At 60.8% G+C, this 16,551-nt stretch carries 13 protein-coding genes and 1 pseudogene; 13 read left to right on the forward strand and 1 reads right to left on the reverse strand.

What is annotated here, in order from left to right:
• Window positions 1-74: 74 nt before the first annotated feature.
• Entirely contained in the window at window positions 75-1,772 is a 1,698-nt protein-coding gene (locus KGB14_RS18405) for a sulfatase-like hydrolase/transferase (protein WP_223488163.1), read from the reverse strand.
• 389 nt (window positions 1,773-2,161) lie between these two features.
• Here KGB14_RS18405 and KGB14_RS18410 point away from each other — a divergent pair, with 389 nt between their 5' ends.
• From KGB14_RS18410 to KGB14_RS18470, 13 genes and pseudogenes are all read left to right on the forward strand, one after another.
• Window positions 2,162-3,514 (forward strand): UDP-glucose dehydrogenase family protein, encoded by a 1,353-nt coding sequence (locus tag KGB14_RS18410; protein ID WP_223488164.1) that lies wholly within the window; start codon window positions 2,162-2,164, stop codon window positions 3,512-3,514.
• A 5-nt stretch (window positions 3,515-3,519) separates the two neighbouring features.
• Window positions 3,520-3,723, forward strand: a pseudogene (locus tag KGB14_RS18415) (UDP-glucuronate 5-epimerase); the annotation flags it as partial.
• On the forward strand, window positions 3,720-4,466 hold the full coding sequence (locus tag KGB14_RS18420; protein ID WP_223488165.1) for a sugar transferase: 747 nt from the start codon (window positions 3,720-3,722) through the stop codon (window positions 4,464-4,466). The pseudogene KGB14_RS18415 and the gene KGB14_RS18420, both read left to right, overlap by 4 nt.
• Window positions 4,467-5,114, forward strand: coding sequence for a CpsD/CapB family tyrosine-protein kinase (locus KGB14_RS18425; protein WP_223488166.1), 648 nt, complete (start codon window positions 4,467-4,469; stop codon window positions 5,112-5,114).
• A gap of 23 nt (window positions 5,115-5,137) precedes the next feature.
• Entirely contained in the window at window positions 5,138-6,160 is a 1,023-nt protein-coding gene (locus KGB14_RS18430) for a polysaccharide biosynthesis/export family protein (RefSeq protein WP_223488167.1), read from the forward strand.
• A 17-nt stretch (window positions 6,161-6,177) separates the two neighbouring features.
• Window positions 6,178-7,773 carry a GumC family protein gene (locus tag KGB14_RS18435; RefSeq protein WP_223488168.1) on the forward strand — a complete coding sequence of 532 codons (1,596 nt, stop codon included), beginning with the start codon at window positions 6,178-6,180 and terminating at the stop codon, window positions 7,771-7,773.
• A 32-nt stretch (window positions 7,774-7,805) separates the two neighbouring features.
• Window positions 7,806-8,861 carry a glycosyltransferase family 4 protein gene (locus KGB14_RS18440; RefSeq protein ID WP_223488203.1) on the forward strand — a complete coding sequence of 352 codons (1,056 nt, stop codon included), beginning with the start codon at window positions 7,806-7,808 and terminating at the stop codon, window positions 8,859-8,861.
• Entirely contained in the window at window positions 8,858-10,225 is a 1,368-nt protein-coding gene (locus KGB14_RS18445; protein ID WP_223488169.1) for an O-antigen ligase family protein, read from the forward strand. The genes KGB14_RS18440 and KGB14_RS18445 overlap by 4 nt, the downstream gene beginning before the upstream one ends.
• Window positions 10,222-11,190, forward strand: a complete 969-nt coding sequence (locus KGB14_RS18450; protein ID WP_223488170.1) for a glycosyltransferase — start codon at window positions 10,222-10,224, stop codon at window positions 11,188-11,190. Before KGB14_RS18445 ends, KGB14_RS18450 begins: the two co-directional genes overlap by 4 nt.
• Window positions 11,183-12,319 carry a glycosyltransferase family 2 protein gene (locus tag KGB14_RS18455; RefSeq protein WP_223488171.1) on the forward strand — a complete coding sequence of 379 codons (1,137 nt, stop codon included), beginning with the start codon at window positions 11,183-11,185 and terminating at the stop codon, window positions 12,317-12,319. The genes KGB14_RS18450 and KGB14_RS18455 overlap by 8 nt, the downstream gene beginning before the upstream one ends.
• A gap of 12 nt (window positions 12,320-12,331) precedes the next feature.
• Window positions 12,332-13,333, forward strand: a complete 1,002-nt coding sequence (locus KGB14_RS18460) for a polysaccharide deacetylase family protein (RefSeq protein WP_223488172.1) — start codon at window positions 12,332-12,334, stop codon at window positions 13,331-13,333.
• Window positions 13,330-14,634, forward strand: a complete 1,305-nt coding sequence (locus tag KGB14_RS18465) for a lipopolysaccharide biosynthesis protein (protein WP_223488173.1) — start codon at window positions 13,330-13,332, stop codon at window positions 14,632-14,634. Before KGB14_RS18460 ends, KGB14_RS18465 begins: the two co-directional genes overlap by 4 nt.
• Window positions 14,631-16,550, forward strand: a complete 1,920-nt coding sequence (locus tag KGB14_RS18470; RefSeq protein ID WP_223488174.1) for a hypothetical protein — start codon at window positions 14,631-14,633, stop codon at window positions 16,548-16,550. Before KGB14_RS18465 ends, KGB14_RS18470 begins: the two co-directional genes overlap by 4 nt.
• Window position 16,551: the final 1 nt, after the last annotated feature.

Here is a 16,551-nt window from a genome sequence, read left to right on the forward strand (position 1 = left end):
AAAATCTGCGTTCACACCTATCAAATGTGGGAGCGAGCCTGCTCGCGATGAGGCCGGGTCAGTCCATCAAAATCTCACTGCCCCACCACCATACTCGGCACCGCCCGCCCCGGCGTCACAATGCTGTTCAGATCAATGTACTTCCACGCTGGCTCCGCACCGAGCCGTGCGTTGAAGCGATAGTTGAACGTGAAATCGTCCACCGTCGGCACGCTCAAGGGTTTGCCATACACCGCCTCGATCCCCGCCAGGTCATAACCCATCACCTGCAGCAATGTCGGGAAGATGTTGTAGTGACTGGAGCGATCCTTGTTGGCCGGCAACTGCGCCTGCCAATCCAGGGCCTTCAAATCGCTGCCCGAAATCACCACCAGGGGCACCACCCCCTCCTCCTCCACCGGATTACCGCCGCAGTGAGTATTGAGCCCCGGGTTACCGCGCTCATGCAGATCCTGGCCATGATCCGAGGTGTAGATCAGCAGCGCATTGCGCAAATCCGCCTGGGCGAAAACCCGTGCGAAGAACTCGCCGACATTCCACAACACGGTATTTTTGTAGGCATTGCGGTACAGCAACCAATCATCCGGCTGACCGTTGAACCCATCGCGTTTGCCCGTGTCCGCCACCTCGACAAATTGCCCTCGGGGCAATGTCGGACGATAGGCCATAAATGCATCCGGGTATTTGTCGTGCACCGGAAAATGCGCGCCGACCTTGTTGATCACGACCAGCTCTGGCTTGCCGTCATTAAGCAGATCGATCAGCTTGGCGGCCGCTGCCATGTCGCGGTCGCGCACGCTGGTCTGGTCGAATTGCACGAACTCGTCGATGTCCTTTTTCTCGGCTGCGTTCATCAGGTTCTGCAAGTTACCGCCGGTGCGCTGGGCATCGATGTAAACCGTGCGCAACCCCGCTTTTTTTGCGTACTGCCAGATCGACGGCAGCGTGCTGTTGATCCGCATGTAGTCGCCACGGGTGCCGCCATAGCGCAGGGTGACATTGGTGTCGGCGCTGCAATTGGCGATCGACGCCGCGTAGCCGTAATTGAAAATATCCACGCCCGGGTGCGGTTCCTTGAGGTTGCTGTGCACACCGAATGGCGTGTTGATGTCCAGATAATTGCCGGAAATGCTCTCGTCGATGATCAGCACAATGTCGTGCCCCACCGGTTGATCGATGCGCGTCAGGCTCACCGGTTCGCGCGGGCCGACGGTGTTGTGCAGCGCTTCGTAGGTGAACAGATTCAAGTAAGTCAACGGCGTGTACATGATCGGCAAGCCACGGGCCCCCTCACCGGCCCGCACGAACAACACCATGCTGAGCAGCAACACCCCGAACACCGGCGCCGCCACCAACAGCGCACCCGGTAATGGCGCCCGGCGACGCGGCTTGAGCCCGATACCGAACAACAGCAACGCACCACTGACCATCGCGCTGATGATCGCATCGCGGTACTGGTACGCCGCTTCCTGAATGAACCCACCGGAATACACCAGTGACACAAAATTGCTATAAGTCAGGTAACCGGCAGTCACATGCGTATAGACGTCAAAGAAAACCGCCGAGCCAAACATCACCAACGCAAACAGATGACGGATCAGCGTCTGACGAATGTAGGCGGTCATGAACAGTGCCAGCGTCAGCACCACAAACATCCCGCCATACAGCAGCATCGGCAACCCGACGCCCAGTGCGTTGAGTCGATCGAGGTAAGCGTCGTAATTTTTGAGTAAATACAGAACCAGCAACAGTTCCTTGAGGTATCGGATCATGGTGGTTGCAGTCACTCCGTGAACGCGGCTGACCCATCGATTGCCAGCCACTTTCTGACACTAGCATCGAGCCACCGAAGCGCAAGAAATGCCGGTTTTTTCCCTAAAGCGTCAAAAAAAAGTTGCCTCAAATCTGACACGCTGAACCGGCTGTAACCCTTGTGTTTCAAGCCTTACGACCGTTTATCGATTACTTGAAATCCTCACCAACCCCTCAAAACCGCGGCAAATCCAGCAGCGGCAAGCACTTGATGGCAAATAGCCCGTGAAATCAGGGTTTTTGGGGCCAGTTACCCGTCATTTTGCTGACACGCTTTCCCACGGCTGGGCTATACCCCTTTTGACAGTCTCATTTCAGTTACATCCACCGTTTTACGAGGCACGCCAATGTGGACGTGAGCGTATTTGGTACGGGCTATGTCGGTCTGATTCAAGCTGCAGCATTGGCCGATGTCGGACATCGTGTGCTGTGCATCGATATCGACCCCAACAAGATCAGGCAGCTGCAGCAAGGCGTGCCTACGATCAGCGAACCGGGACTGTCCAGCACACTGGAAGACAACATCAAGGCCGGTCGCCTGCTCTTCTCCACTCAGGCCAGTGACGCGGTCGAGCACGCCGAGCTGATTTTCATCGCGGTGGGTACTCCCGCCGATGAAGACGGATCCGCCGACCTCAGTCACGTGCTCGATGTAGCCCGGCAGATCGCCAGTTTCATGGAGGCCGATCGCACCCTGATCATCAAGTCCACCGTGACGGTGGGCACCGCGGACCAGGTGGCGAGCGCCGCCAACAAAGAACTGCAAAGCCGCGGCAAAGGTGCGTTGAATGTGCGGGTGGTGTCCAACCCCGAATTTCTCAAGGAAGGCAGCGCCCTGGCCGATTGCATGCGCCCGGACCGGATCATCGTCGGCACCAATGACGAAGAAGCGCGCAACCAGTTGAGCGAACTCTATGCACCGTTCTGCCGCAACCGCGAAAAGATCATGTTCATGGACAACCGCAGCGCCGAGCTGACCAAGTACGCCGCTAACGCAATGCTCGCCACCCGCATCAGTTTCATGAACGAACTGGCCAACCTCACCGAACTGCTGGGGGCCGATATCGAAGCGGTACGCAAAGGCATCGGCTCGGACCCGCGCATCGGTTACCACTTCATCTACCCCGGCTGCGGCTTCGGCGGCTCGTGCTTCCCCAAGGACCTGCGCGCCCTGTTGCACACCGCCGAACACAACGGCATGCCATTGCGTCTGCTGCGTAGCGTCACCGACGTCAACGACACGCAACGGCACATCCTGTTCAGCAAACTGCAGGCGCAATTCCCCCAAGGCCTGGCCGGCAAATCCATCGCGATCTGGGGCCTGGCCTTCAAACCCAATACCGATGACATGCGCGAAGCCCCCAGCCGTTATCTGATGGAGGCGCTGTGGGCCGAAGGCGCCCGCGTGCAGGCTTACGATCCGGAAGCCATGTCCGAATGCCGGCGCATTTACGGCTACCGCGATGACTTGCACCTGTGCGCCACCCGCGACGACACCCTGGAAGATGCCGACGCGCTGGTGATCTGCACCGAGTGGAAAAACTTCCGTGTGGTCGACTTCGACCTGCTGGCCAGCAAACTGCGCGCGCGCGTCATCGTCGACGGGCGCAACCTCTACAACCCGGAGCATGCGGCGGCGGCCGGGTTGTATTACAGCGGCATCGGGATTCGGCACATCGCGCCCGAGCCCCCACGACCATGACAACCCTAGTCGAGTTGCTGCCCCTGCAACCGGGCGCCGTGCTCAACACCTGCGCCGATGCCAGCGATCTGGCGCAGGCCACCGGTTTCCAGCCAGGGATCGCGCTGGATGAAGGACTCGGACGATTCATCGCCTGGTTCCGTGACTACTACCCACTGCGCATTGCCCACTCGTCACTCGCGTCCGGGCTTCAGCGGAGGACACTATGACTGGACAAGAAAAAGGCATGTTGCTCAATCACATGCAGCGTGACAAACGCCTGGACCCCGATCACCGAATGCGCCTGGACAAGGCGATCCACAGGCAGGGTCGCGGCTGGGTGACCGGCCGCAATGGCGGTCGGCCCTGGACGCTTTCGCGAACCAATCGGGTGGTCGCCTGCGTCGGTGCGCTGCTGATTCTGCTGCTGATTTCTCCTGTGCTGCTGGGTCTGGCGCTGGTGATCAAATTCAGCAGCCCGGGGCCGGTGATGTTCGTGCAGAAACGCACCGGTTACCGCGGCCGCATGTTCGGCATGTACAAGTTTCGCACCATGGTGGCCAACGCCGAGGAGCTCAAGGAGTCGCTGCGGCACCTGAACAAACACGGTGCCGACGCCATCGATTTCAAGATCGACGACGACCCGCGGATTACCCCCATCGGCGGTTTCCTGCGGCGCAGCAGCCTCGATGAGTTACCGAACCTGATCAATGTAATAAGCGGCGACATGCGTTTGGTAGGTCCGCGACCGACCTCGTTCAACGCATACCGCTACAAAGACAGCCACCTTGCACGCCTGAGCATCTACCCCGGCATGACCGGCCTGTGGCAGATCTCCGGGCGCAGCGATATCGACTTCGACCAGCGCGTTGAGTTGGACCTCAGCTACATCGCCGAGCAGAGCCTCTTGCTTGATCTGAAGATCCTGTTGAAAACCCCCTTCAAAGTGTTCAGCGGCCACGGAGCGAGTTAAATGGACGGTTCATCCACGAAAAGCCTGACCATCGCCAGCCCGAGCGAGTCCAACCTGACTTCGACCGTGCTCGACCTGGATCTGCGGATCCTCTTTCTGACCGCCGCCAACGCAGGCGCCGGCACCACGACCAGCGCCCTGGCGCTGGCCAGCCAACTGGCGTCAATGAGCAGCGGCCAAGTGCTGCTGGTGGACGCCAGCCAGTCAGCGAACAACCTCACGCAACAGCTGGGGCTGACTAAAGAGCGTGGCTTTCGAGACCTGTTGTTCAACGCCGACAACCCGCCATTGCTGCAGGATTGTCTGGTGAATGTCTCGAGTCTGCCGTTCCACATCCTGCCGAACGGGCGACACATCCGCGGCGCCGAACACCTGACGGCCGAACAGCTGAGCCCGTTGCTCAAGCAACTGAGCAGTCGTTATCGCTTCGTGGTCATCGACGGCGACGCGGTGTATTCGGCCGCCGACACCCTGGTTATCAGCACCTTGGTGGACGGCGTGATCATGGTGGTACCCGCTGAAGACACACGTTGGGAAGTGGCCCAGGCCGCGGTTCAGCGCCTGACCCAGGCCGGCGCCAAACTGGTGGGCAGCGTGTTCAACCGGCGCAAGTACTACATGCCCAAATGGCTCTACAAAAACCTGTAAGCGACTACACAAAGGATGACGTCATGAACGCCAAAATGCTTGTCCTGCTGTTGCTGCCGCTTGCAGGTTGCTCCAGCACCAGTGAAACCCAGAACATGCCGGTGCAGATCCTCACGGCCGAGCCGGCCAACGCCCAGGCCACCGACATGCCCAAGGTCGAACAGACCTTGCGGCCCAAGGATGTGCTGGACGTGATCTTCCACGTCAGCACCAGTGGCTCGGACGCTTACCGCATTCAGTCCGGTGACCAGGTCGCCCTGAACTTCACCGCGGCCAGCCAGCTCAACGGCACTCAGTTGGTGCTGCCCGATGGCACCATCGAACTGCCCGGGGCCAACACCTCGGTGAAAATCGCCGGGCTGACGTCTGTCGAAGCGCGGCAGGAGATCCAGCGCGCCTATGAGCGCAAAGCCCTGTTCCAGCCCAATCGCAATCAGGTGACTGTGCTGGTGACCAGCCCGCTGAGCAACGAACAGAACCTCAAGAGCGCGCTGAACCACCCCGCTACCGGCATGAGCCGGGAGATCACCGTGGGCAACGACGGCTATGCCAGTTTCCCGGAAGTCGGCTCCGTGCCGCTGCAAGGCATGACGGTCAGCCAACTGGAAACGTTCCTCAATCAACGCTACGCGCAATTGCCAGGGCGGATGACGGTCGACGTCATGCTCAAATCCACGTCGGGCAACGAAATCTATGTGCTGGGTGAAGTCGGGCAACCGGGCTCCTACCCGATTCGCCGGCCCGTCTCGGTGCTTGAAGCGCTGACCCTGGCCCGTGGCACTAACGTCAAGGCGCGGCTCGATTCGGTGGTGATCATGCGCCGCACCGGCAATCAGGTGCAGGCGGTGCACTACGACGTAGAAAAAGCCTTGTCCGGTGACGCGTCGCAGATTGCTTACCTGCAACCGGACGACATGCTCTACGTGCCCAAGACCAAACTGGCCAGCGCCGGTGAGCTCGCGCGGCAACTGGCGGACGTGGTGTTGTTCCAGGGCGTGGGCTTCAGCTTCGCCTACCGTGTCGACAACAAAGGCAGCAACAACTAACTCTCAGGTGACCGACCATGAACCCAAAGGAAAACTACCTGCATGAGTTCTTCAGGATTTTCTTCGCCAACAAACAGTTGGTGAAGCGCGTCTTCCTGATCTTTGCAGTGATCGCCCTGGTCTTGCCGCTGATGCTCAAACAGAGCTTCGATATCACCGCCCAGGTGATCGTGCAGTCCAAAAAACTCTCCCAGGGGGATGCCACCACATCCCTGACCCAGGGCGATGCCTCGTTCATTCCACCGTCACTGGCGGACATGGAAACCGAGAGCAATATCCTGCGTTCGCCGGCCCTGATCCGTCAGACCATCAGCGATCTGCGGGACAAAGGCGAGTACGTGCCCAACCCCGGGGTCTTCAACAAACTGGTGACCGTACCGTTCAAACGTTTCGTGACCACCCCCTTGCGTGAATACGTGATCAATCCGGTGCGCGATGCGTTCGGGCTTGAGACCGATCCCGTGCGGGACACCACCCTGGATACCTACACCCAAGAGGCCGTCGATAACCTGAAAATCGAAACCCTGCCGGGCTCCAACGTGATCTCCATCGTCTACAGCTTTGGCGATCCGGCCCAAGGCACCCGGTTTGTCGCGGCATTGCTGCAAAACTACCTGGCCAGCCGTCAGGAAATGCAATCGATCGAGCTGCCACAGAGCTTCTACGAAACCAAGAAGAAGCAATATCAGGTGCGTCTCGATGGCCTGGAAGGCACCCGACTGACGTTGCTTGAAGGGGTCGGTTCATCCGATCCGAAGGAAGAGATCACCTTCCGCCTCAACGCCATCAATACCGAGGAAGAGGCGCTGAACCAGTATCAGGATCGCTTGCTGCAAAGCCAGCGCTGGCTCGACTACCTGAAAACCGCGCTGGCGGCAGCCACCAATACCTCTCGGCTCAACGACTACACCTTTCCCTTCACCTTCACCACCACGGTGGACAACATTGCCTTCGAAGACCGGGAGATCAGGCAGCTCGGTGAGCAACTGACGACTCAGGTCAGCCGCTACATGAACGACCTGGCGGTCTTCCAGCCGGGCAGTGAACCGATGCTGTTGACCCGCGAGCAAATTACCCGCACCCGCCAGCAGTTTCTGAAAATCGTCAGCAACCGGATTCAGGAGCGTACCAGCGACCTGGCGATTGTCACCTCGGTAATCAACCAGAAAACCGCGCGCATCGCCGAGTTCAAAAACCGCATCCACCAGTTGCAAGTGGCCCAGAGCAAACTGCAGCAGATGGACACCGAGATCAATGCCTTGCACGCGGCGTTCTCCACCTATGCCCAGCGCTTTGCCGAAAGCAGCACCACCCGTTCGCTGGACAACGACATGTCCAACGCGCGGGTGCTCAGCCCACCGTTTGAACCGACTGAAGCGGCGTTTCCCAAACCGCTGCTGATCATTCCGTTCGGGATGCTGACCGGGTTGCTGCTGGCGATTGCCTTCGTCTACGTGCGTGAGTTCTTCGATCACCGCTTCAAACACCCAGCGCAAATCACCCATGAACTGGGGATGCCGGTGCTGTTGGTGATCAATGATCAGGATGCCCTGCCGAACAACCCGCACAAGAACTGGACCGTGCCTAGCTTCGTGCATTGGGTGCGGCATTGAACGGGCCGCTCGGCGCCAGCGCCCTGCCGATCATGCATTTGATCAGCAGCGGCGGCTTCTATGGGGCCGAGCGGATGCTGCTGGACCATTGCCTGGCGACGCCGGGGCAGCACCAAGTGCTGTTTCTCGATGCGCCGCCAGCCCTGATCGAACGGTTTCGCGAAGCAGGGATCGACTGCCATGGCTGCACGGGACTGGGCCAATTGTTGAGACATTTACGTCAGCGGCGAGCTGAACAGCCGCTGCTCAACACCCACAATTTCAAAGGTCTGTTGTTTGGCTGGGTCGGCGCGACGTTGCTGCATTTGCCGCTGGTGATTACCCAGCACGGGTTCACGCCGCGCAGTCGCAAGCAACGCTTCTACACCTGGCTGAGCCTGCAACTGTGTCGCACTGCGTCGGTGAGTCGGGTGGTGTGTGTCGCTGAAAGCATCGCGGCGCTGCATCGCAAGGCCTGTATTCGGGCGGAGAAGCTGCAAGTGATTCCCAATGGTCTGCCGAAGGTCAGCGGCCCGCGGCCTCACAACATCAAACACCCGCGCTGGCTGGCCGGTTACGTCGGTCGGTTGAGCAGTGAGAAAGGCCCGGACCTGTTTCTCGATGCACTGATTCCGCTCTGTCAGCGACACCCGCAACTGGACGCCGTGATGCTCGGCGATGGCCCGGAACAGGAAACGCTGCTGGCGCGGATTGCCGCTGCCGGCTTGCACAATCGCATCACCCTGCCGGGTTACCAGACCGACATGAACCGGTGGTGGCAGCAACTCGATGCGCTGGTGATCAGCTCGCGCACCGAGGGCACGCCGATGATTTTGCTGGAAGCGATGCAGGCCGGAGTGCCGGTGGTGGCGTTCGGTGTCGGCGGGGTTCCCGATGTACTGGAAGACCGGCACAACGGCCTGCTGGCAGCCCCCACCGACAGCGCCGCCCTCGCCCGGCAGATCGACACACTGCTCAATGAGCCGGCACTGGCGCGCGAACTGATCGACAACGCAAAACGTACGCAACTGGACCGTTACGACCTGAAGGCTTTGGCCGAACGCTGGTCGCAGCTTTATATCCGTACTGCACGGGAGGCACGCGCGTGATTTTTCCACTCTCGATCGTCAGTCTGCTCGCCCTGGTCTGCCTCGGTCTGCTGGCCAGCCCTTACCCGTATCTGGCGCCAGGCGCGGTGCTCGGCCTGGTGGCTGTCGCGGTGCTGTACCGAAAACCCGCCTGGGGTTTGTTGGGCATCGCGGCGCTGGTGCCATTCGAAGGTTTCTTCAAGGGCAGTGCCCTGTCGGGCACCAAATTCATCGGTGCTTCGCTGGCGCTGATCCTGATGTTGCAACTGGCCATCCACCATATTCCGTCCGAGCGCCTGCGCAGCAACATCTGGCGCTACCTGATCTGGTTCATGGTGTTGTACCTGTTGAGCATGTTCAATACCGACAGCATGGACATGTCCCAGGCGCATCTGCGGGATCTGAGCGTCGGCCTGGTTCTGTTTGTGATCACCTTGCTGATCGGCCGTGATCTGAACCTCGATCTGTTCGCCCGGCTGGTGACCCTCAGCGTCACCGCGACCTGCGTGCTGGCCATCTTCTCCACCAAGTATCAGGACCAGGGCCGCGCCTCCGGGTTGCTGGACGACGCGAACTCGTTTGCCCTGCTGATCGCCTTCGCCGTGCCATTGGCTCTGCTGCTGGTGATCCGCAGCCCGAACCTGTTGCACCGATTGTTCTGGGGCGGCTGCTGCATTTTGCTGCTGGGCGGCATGACCAAGACCGATTCCCGTTCCGGGCTGGTGGTGCTGTTCCTGAGCTTGATGATCGGCGCCTGGCACTACCGCGCGCAGTTGCCACGCATCCGTCCGCGCCACTTGGGTTTTGCCATGCTCGGCCTGGCGATCGTGATCCCGCTGGGGATTTATTCGATGCCGGCCGGTTACCTCAAGCGCATCCAGTCCTTGAGCGTCTTGAAAGAAGGCGCCAAAAGCCAGGACGAATCCCTCGGCCGCCGCACGTCATACCTGGTGGTCGGCAGCCAGATCATTCGTGAGCACCCGTTGCTCGGTTCCGGCCCTGGCACCTTCCCGCTGCACTACGCCACCTCCGGTTACGCCAAGGTGTTTTCCGCCAACCGCAAACCCGGCGACTTGTACCGTCGTGCACACAACACGTACATGGAAATCTTCAGTGAACTGGGGATTCCCGCCGGGCTGTTGTTCGTCGGCATGCTCGGCCTCGGGATGTACAACCTGGTCCGCGCCCGTCACGCCTGGATGCTGCGACGGGATTGGGAGCAGGCCGACCTGATCACGCACCTGGGCATCAGCTATCTGTCGTTGACCCTGTTTTTGATGTTCCTCAGCGCACCGAATCACAAGTACCTGTGGATCATGCTCGCCCTGACCTGGGTGTTGCGTCTCAAGGCTGAAGAACGTCCGCTGACGGAGGCCAAGGCATGAGCCGCATCAGCCTCGTCATCCCGATGTACAACGAAGCCCGACACATCGGTCGCACCTTGCTCGCCGCGAAAAAAGCCGCCGAGGCCGCCGGGCTGAAATGCGAGCTGATCGTGGTCGATAACGGCTCTGACGATCACGGCCCGCATATCGCCCGTCAGTTCGGTGCGCAGGTGCTGATGCTGCCCGGCCTGCTGATCGGCGCCTTGCGCAATCGCGGCGCGGCGATCGCCAGAGGAGACTGGCTGGGTTTCATCGATGCCGATATCGAAGTGCCCGAGGACTGGCTCACTCGACTGCTTGAACTTGAGTCCGCAGGCCAGGCCGATGTCTTCGCCCTGGACTTACACACCCCCCTCCAGGCACCGTGGTTTGCCACCGCCTGGCAACGGCGCATGGCCCGCCCGGGCACTGACGCCGTGCACCCGGTGCAATGGCTGCCCAGCGCCAACCTGCTGATGCGCCGCCATTGGTTCGACAAGGTCGGTGGCTTCGACGAAACCCTGCGCACCGGCGAAGACAAGGCGTTCACCCTGCGCCTGGGTAAAGCCGGCGCACGTTTACTCTGCGTCAACCAAAGCGTCGCGCTGCATTGGGGTTACGAAGGCAGCTGGCGCGAATGGATGGGCAAGGAGTTGTGGCGCCAGGGCAGCCACCTGCAACTGTTGCGCACCCACGGAATGAGTTTGCGCTTGCTGAGGTTCCCGGCCCTTTCAATGGTCGCCTGGCTGCTGGACTTCATGGCGATATCCGCCCTGTTCAACGGTTTCCTCCAAGTGGCGTTATTCATGCTGTTCGTCACCAGCCTGCCAGCGCTCGGCCTGAGCCTGCGCCAGAGTCTGAAACACCGTGACCTGCGCCTGACGCTGCAACTCTGGGGTCTGCACTGGGTGCGTCTGCACCTGGCCGGTGCTGCGCTCATCCTGAGCCTTTGTCACTGGACTGCCAGGAGGCCTGCCCGTGGCTGAACTCATTTTCTGGCTGTGCCTGTTACTGCCGTTTTATGCCTACCTCGGCTACCCGCTGCTGCTGACGCTGTTCGCGCCATTGTTTCCCGTGCGGCGTCACGTGCCACCGGCACCGATGGATGTGAGCATCGTCATCGCCGCCCACAACGAGGCCCGGCACATTGAAGAGAAGCTGCACATCCTGCTCGCGCAGAATTATCAGCCGCGCTCGTTACAGATCATTCTGGCCAGCGATGGCTCCACGGACGACACCGTGGCCTGTGCCCGCAAGGTCATCGACCCGCGCATCAGCGTGCTCGACCTGCCCCGTCAGGGCAAGGCGGCCACCCTGAATGCCGGCGTCGCCCTGAGCACAAACGAAATTCTGGTGTTCACCGATGCCGACAACCAATGGTCTGCCGACACCCTCGGTCATTTGCTCGCACCCTTGGCCGATCCACAGGTCGGGGCTTGCGCGGGGCATATGCTGATCCCGGTGATGGGCAACGGTCTGAGCCTGGGAGACAGCCTTTATCGGCATTACGAAGGCTGGCTGCGCAAACTGGAAAATCGCACCGGCTGCATGGTCTCCGCCGACGGTGCCCTGCTCGCCCTGCGCCGCGCGTTATTTCAGAACGTGCCGGCGGAAGTCAACGATGACTTCTTTATCAGTACCTGCGCGCCAGTGGCATTCAAACGCATCGTCTATGTGCCCGAAGCCCGGGTGACCGATCAGGGCGTCGATGAGATCGACAAACAATGGCGCCGTCGTCAACGGGTCACCGTTGGCGGTCTGCAAAGCCTGGCTCAGCGCCGGGAGCTGCTCAATCCGCTGCGTCATGGCCTGTATGCGATTGCGCTGATCAGCCACAAACTGATTCGTCGCCTGGCGCCGGTCCTGTTGCTGCCGTTGTTGCTGAGCAATTTCTGGCTGTGGAATGTACATGGCTTCTATCGCCTGAGCCTGATCGCGCAACTGCTCGGTTACGCGATGGCCATCGCCGGCCTGTTGGATGTGCAGCACCGTTTACCCAAACCTTTTCGCCTCGCCGCATTTGTTCTGGTGACCCTCGCCGGGATGAGTGTCGGTCTGTGGCAGTTCTTGCGCGGCCAGCGGTACGCGCAATGGAACCCTGAGCAAAATCGTTGAAAGGTCCGCGCCATGGCGATCAAACAATTATTAAAACGCACCAGTGGCTGGCTTTATCTCAACTCGCCGGTAGGCCGTCACCAATTGCACGGCGCCGGGGTGATCCTGATGCTGCACCGGGTGCTGGCCAATGACCGTGCCGCCGACCTGCCCCATCGCAATGAACTGTGCGTCGGGCCGAAGGCCTTTGCACATCTGCTGCTCTGGTTGAAAAAACACTTCGACTGCGTGCCCTTGATGGAGATCCTGCAACCCGGCGACTTCCAATCCGAGCGGCCAAAAGTTGCATTGACCTTCGACGATGGCTGGCGCGACAACGCGCTGAATGCTTTCCCGTTGCTAAAAAAACATCAGGTGCCGGCGAGCATTTTTCTCTCCACCGATTTCATTGGCAACCGACAACGTTTCTGGTGGGAAAGCCTGGGCGAAACCCTGTGGCACAGCCACGGTGAAAAAGCGCGGACGCATTTGATTGAATGCCTGCAAGAGGTCGGTCGACCGCTACCGGTGCTGCTCGATGATCTGGATGTACAGCGCCGGAGCCTGGCGCTTTCGCGTTTTCTGCAAAGCCTGAAAACCCTGCCGGTTGACGTGCTGAACTGGCTCACCGATCAATGCCCGGATGAGTCGTTGCCTCAGGCGCTGGACTGGCATCAAGTACGCGCGCTGGAAGCCAGCGGGCTGGTCCGCTTCGGCCCCCATGGTGCCAGCCACGCGATCCTCACCAGCCTTGACGATCAACGTCTGGATGAGGAGCTGAGCCGCAGCCGCAATGCCCTGCTGAACGGTTGCAACCGGCCGCTGCCGGTCTACTGCTACCCCAATGGCAACCATGATGCCCGGGTACGCGAACACGTGGCCAACCACGACTTCCCGTTTGCGTTGGGCACCGTCGCCGGAATTTATCGTGGTATGGGCGATCCGTTGGCGTTGCCGCGGATCGGCATCAGCCATCGCACGGCGTGCAACCCGCAATTGCTGTCCTGGCGCATCTACCGAGGAGCCCGGCCATGAGCCGCAGTCGCTACCTCAAGCACCTGGCCCTGAGCATGGGCACCAAACTGGCGATGATCGGCCTGCGGTTGCTGCGCAATGTGTTGCTGGCGCGGATTCTGGGCCCCAGCGAACGCGGTCTGTTTGCGCTGCTCAGTACCCTGCCCGATTTGATCAGCGCCGCCACCAGTGGCGGGTTGAATTCGGCGGTGGGTTATCAGGCGGCCAAGCAACGACCCGTGGGCTTGCTGCTGAGCCAGGTGCTGGTTTTCGGTTGTCTGTTGGCGGGGTTGCTGACGTTGCTGGTGGTGGCGCTGGTCCGGGCGTTCGGCGGCGAACTCGACATCACCCTGCAATTGGGATTGCTCGCCTGGCTGTTGCTGCTGGCGGTGCCGCTGACTGTGCTCAAGAGTGGCCTGCTGACCTTGCACAATGCGTCGGGCGGTGTGGTGGCGTTCAATGCCTTGCGGCTGGTGGAGTCCCTGGCACCACTGCTGCTGTTTCTGGCCTTGTTCTGGATGTGGAAAGACGCCGCGCTGGAAGCGGCGCTGATCAGTTGGCTGGCCGGTATCAGCCTGGTGGTGCTGGTCGGCTGGTTCTGGCTCAAACGCGCTCAGCCCTTGAAATTGCAATGGGACCGCGCCAGCCAGAATGAACTGCTGCGCTACAGCGCGCGCAGCCATCCAGACCTGCTGTTCCAGCAAGTGATTCTGCGCTCCGACTATTTGTTCATCGGTGCCTTGCTCGGCAGCACGGCGTTGGGTCATTACGCCATGGCCAGCGCTGCCGCCGAATTGCTGCTGATCGTCCCGGAAGCAGTGACCACGCCGCTGATGAAACGCCTGTTGCAACAGGACGAAGGCATGGATCGCCTGACCCCATTGGCCCTGCGCCTGACCGCCACGGTGATGCTCGGTGCCTGCCTGACCATGGCGGTGATCGGTGAATGGCTGATCGTCACGTTGTTCGGCATTGCCTATCAGCCGGCTTACCCGGCGTTGCTGGCGCTGCTGCCGGGTCTGCTCGGCTTGTGCTATGCGAGCATCCTGCGCCTGGACTTGCTGGGCAAAAATCGCCCCGGCACGATCTCATTGTTGATGGGCCTCGGCGCGTTGCTGAACCTGGCCCTGAACCTGTTGCTGATCCCGGTTTATGGCATCGTCGGCGCCGCGGCGGCTTCGTCCATCGCCTATTTGGCAGTGACCCTCGCGCTGCTGGTGCTGTACTGCCGGTTGAGCGGCGTGCCGGCCTGGCAAACCCTGATCATCTTGCCCAGCGATGTGGCACCGATGCTTCAGATGCTGCAACGGAAATCGGCATGAAACGCCTCGCGCTGCTGTTGAGCCTGGGCCTCTCGCTCAGCGTGCAGGCTGCGCCCATGCGCTGGGCCGACATTCGCGACGGCAGCCTGTATTTGCAAACGGATCGCCCCGACACCCTGACCATCCGCTGGTTTCCGGCGTGGCAGGCGGATGCCAATGAAGAACACCTGTACCTGCTCGACGGCACCGGCAACCTGAAGGGCGAACGCCTGATCGCCGCCAGTGAAACCCGAGGCACGCAGAGCTGGCCGTTGGCCCCGGGCGCCGCCAGTTACCGACTGGAAATTCCGGGCTACAGCTTCCGCCGCTACACGATCGAACACGACGAACACACCGTGGCGTTGTTCGCCCCGGCCAAGGTGCATTTCAGCGCCGAAACCCGTGGCGCCGATGAGCTGTACTTCAAGATCGCGCCGGGTGAACACGCAGTGCTGGCGGGTAAATTTCACGGCGGCGTCAACACCCTGCTGGCCCAGCGCGTGGGCGATAACAAACAAGTGTCTCTGGCGCTGAAACCCTATCGCGCCTATTGGCAGTTCGATCAGGTGGCATTGCCCGTAACCCAGGACGAACAGGTCTGGCGCCTGCGCCTGCAAGGCAACGGCAAAGTCGCGTTCTGGCTCGATGGCACGGCGAACCTGTTCGCCCAGAACCCGCAGCAACTCAAACCGCTGCGCGAGGACGATGGCCAGACCCGGTTGACCCTGCACAAAGAGATGCTCGGCCCGACCCCGAACCTGGGCATTTACTTGCCCTACGTGCTGCCACCTCAATCCAGTTTCGCCGTGCTCGATGCCCTCAGTCCCCAGGCGGGCACCTATTACAGTTTTGTCGACGTCACCGCGCAAAACCCGCACCACGAAGATCCGTTCCGCCAGCTCTATCAGAACCGCTTCGGCATCACGCAGGACATCACGCTGTTGGCCGGCAGCCAGCGTCAGGCCGATCTGCGGGCCGACCCTCTGAGCAACGCCGGCCTCGACGCCTGGCTCACCGCCACCCGTGCGCTCGGCGGCACAGGCACCCACTACATCGCTTTCGCCGACGAACCGAACCTCAACTATTCGAGTTACGCCGACTATCAGGCCATCTTTAGCAGCATGGCCCGGCAGGTGCGCAGCGACCCGGCCAATGCCAAGGCGGGTGTGCGCATTGCCATGCCTGCAAGCTCGCGCTTCGTCAACGGCCCGTTCACTGACAACGCCGCCGACAAGCGCGGTATCGACTGGGCCCGGCGCCTGCTGACCGAATCCGGCGATCAGATCGACGCCCTTGCCTGGCACGAATGGATGATTCGCGACCTGCTGGCAACCCGTGTGTATCGCGACAGCGTGCGCCGCGCCGCCGAACTGGTGGGCCTTGATGCCAAGGGTCGGCCGCGCAAGGCCCTGTTGCTGGACCAGACCAATTTGTCCAGCGGCTCAAGCCTGAGCCCCTACGATCAGGAGACCCATTTCGCCTCGCTGTGGTGGACCTCGGTGGTCATCAACTCGGCGCAGGACGGTTTGCTGGACATGCTCAATTGGTTCCAGGCCGCCGACGAACCGAACTACCCAAAAGGCATGGTGCGGATGCTCGGCGATGATCGTTTCGAGCTCAAACCGGTGGGTCTGGCCCAGCAATTCATCCACCAACACTGGCTGAAAAACGTCATGCGCCTGGATAACGATGCCTTCGAAGTCGACGTGCTGGCCATGGCCACCGAACGCCAGCGCAGTCTGCTGGGGGTCAACAAAGGGACGCGCTTGCAGCGTGTCGACCTGGCCGGGACGACATGCCCGCTGGCCAAGGGAGCGCTGGTGTATTTCGGTGCCGACAGCCGCACTCGTAGCGCTCAGTTCAACTGTCATGACGGTCGCGTCAGCTTCGACCTGCCTGGGCAAACCCTGTTCGCCCTGAGCTGGAGCGCTTCATGAA

Origin of the sequence: Pseudomonas sp. A-RE-19 (genome assembly GCF_019956555.1) — a bacterium.
Classification (GTDB): Bacteria; Pseudomonadota; Gammaproteobacteria; order Pseudomonadales; family Pseudomonadaceae; genus Aquipseudomonas.

What these genes read in the sequence shown, in the direction of transcription:
- KGB14_RS18405 (WP_223488163.1), bottom strand. Translation starts at nt 1,772, where the DNA reads ATGATCCGATACCTCAAGGAACTGTTGCTGGTTCTGTATTTACTCAAA.
- KGB14_RS18420 (WP_223488165.1), top strand. Translation starts at nt 3,720, where the DNA reads ATGACTGGACAAGAAAAAGGCATGTTGCTCAATCACATGCAGCGTGAC.
- KGB14_RS18425 (WP_223488166.1), top strand. Translation starts at nt 4,467, where the DNA reads ATGGACGGTTCATCCACGAAAAGCCTGACCATCGCCAGCCCGAGCGAG.
- KGB14_RS18430 (WP_223488167.1), top strand. Translation starts at nt 5,138, where the DNA reads ATGAACGCCAAAATGCTTGTCCTGCTGTTGCTGCCGCTTGCAGGTTGC.
- KGB14_RS18435 (WP_223488168.1), top strand. Translation starts at nt 6,178, where the DNA reads ATGAACCCAAAGGAAAACTACCTGCATGAGTTCTTCAGGATTTTCTTC.
- KGB14_RS18440 (WP_223488203.1), top strand. Translation starts at nt 7,806, where the DNA reads ATGCATTTGATCAGCAGCGGCGGCTTCTATGGGGCCGAGCGGATGCTG.
- KGB14_RS18450 (WP_223488170.1), top strand. Translation starts at nt 10,222, where the DNA reads ATGAGCCGCATCAGCCTCGTCATCCCGATGTACAACGAAGCCCGACAC.
- KGB14_RS18460 (WP_223488172.1), top strand. Translation starts at nt 12,332, where the DNA reads ATGGCGATCAAACAATTATTAAAACGCACCAGTGGCTGGCTTTATCTC.
- KGB14_RS18465 (WP_223488173.1), top strand. Translation starts at nt 13,330, where the DNA reads ATGAGCCGCAGTCGCTACCTCAAGCACCTGGCCCTGAGCATGGGCACC.
- KGB14_RS18470 (WP_223488174.1), top strand. Translation starts at nt 14,631, where the DNA reads ATGAAACGCCTCGCGCTGCTGTTGAGCCTGGGCCTCTCGCTCAGCGTG.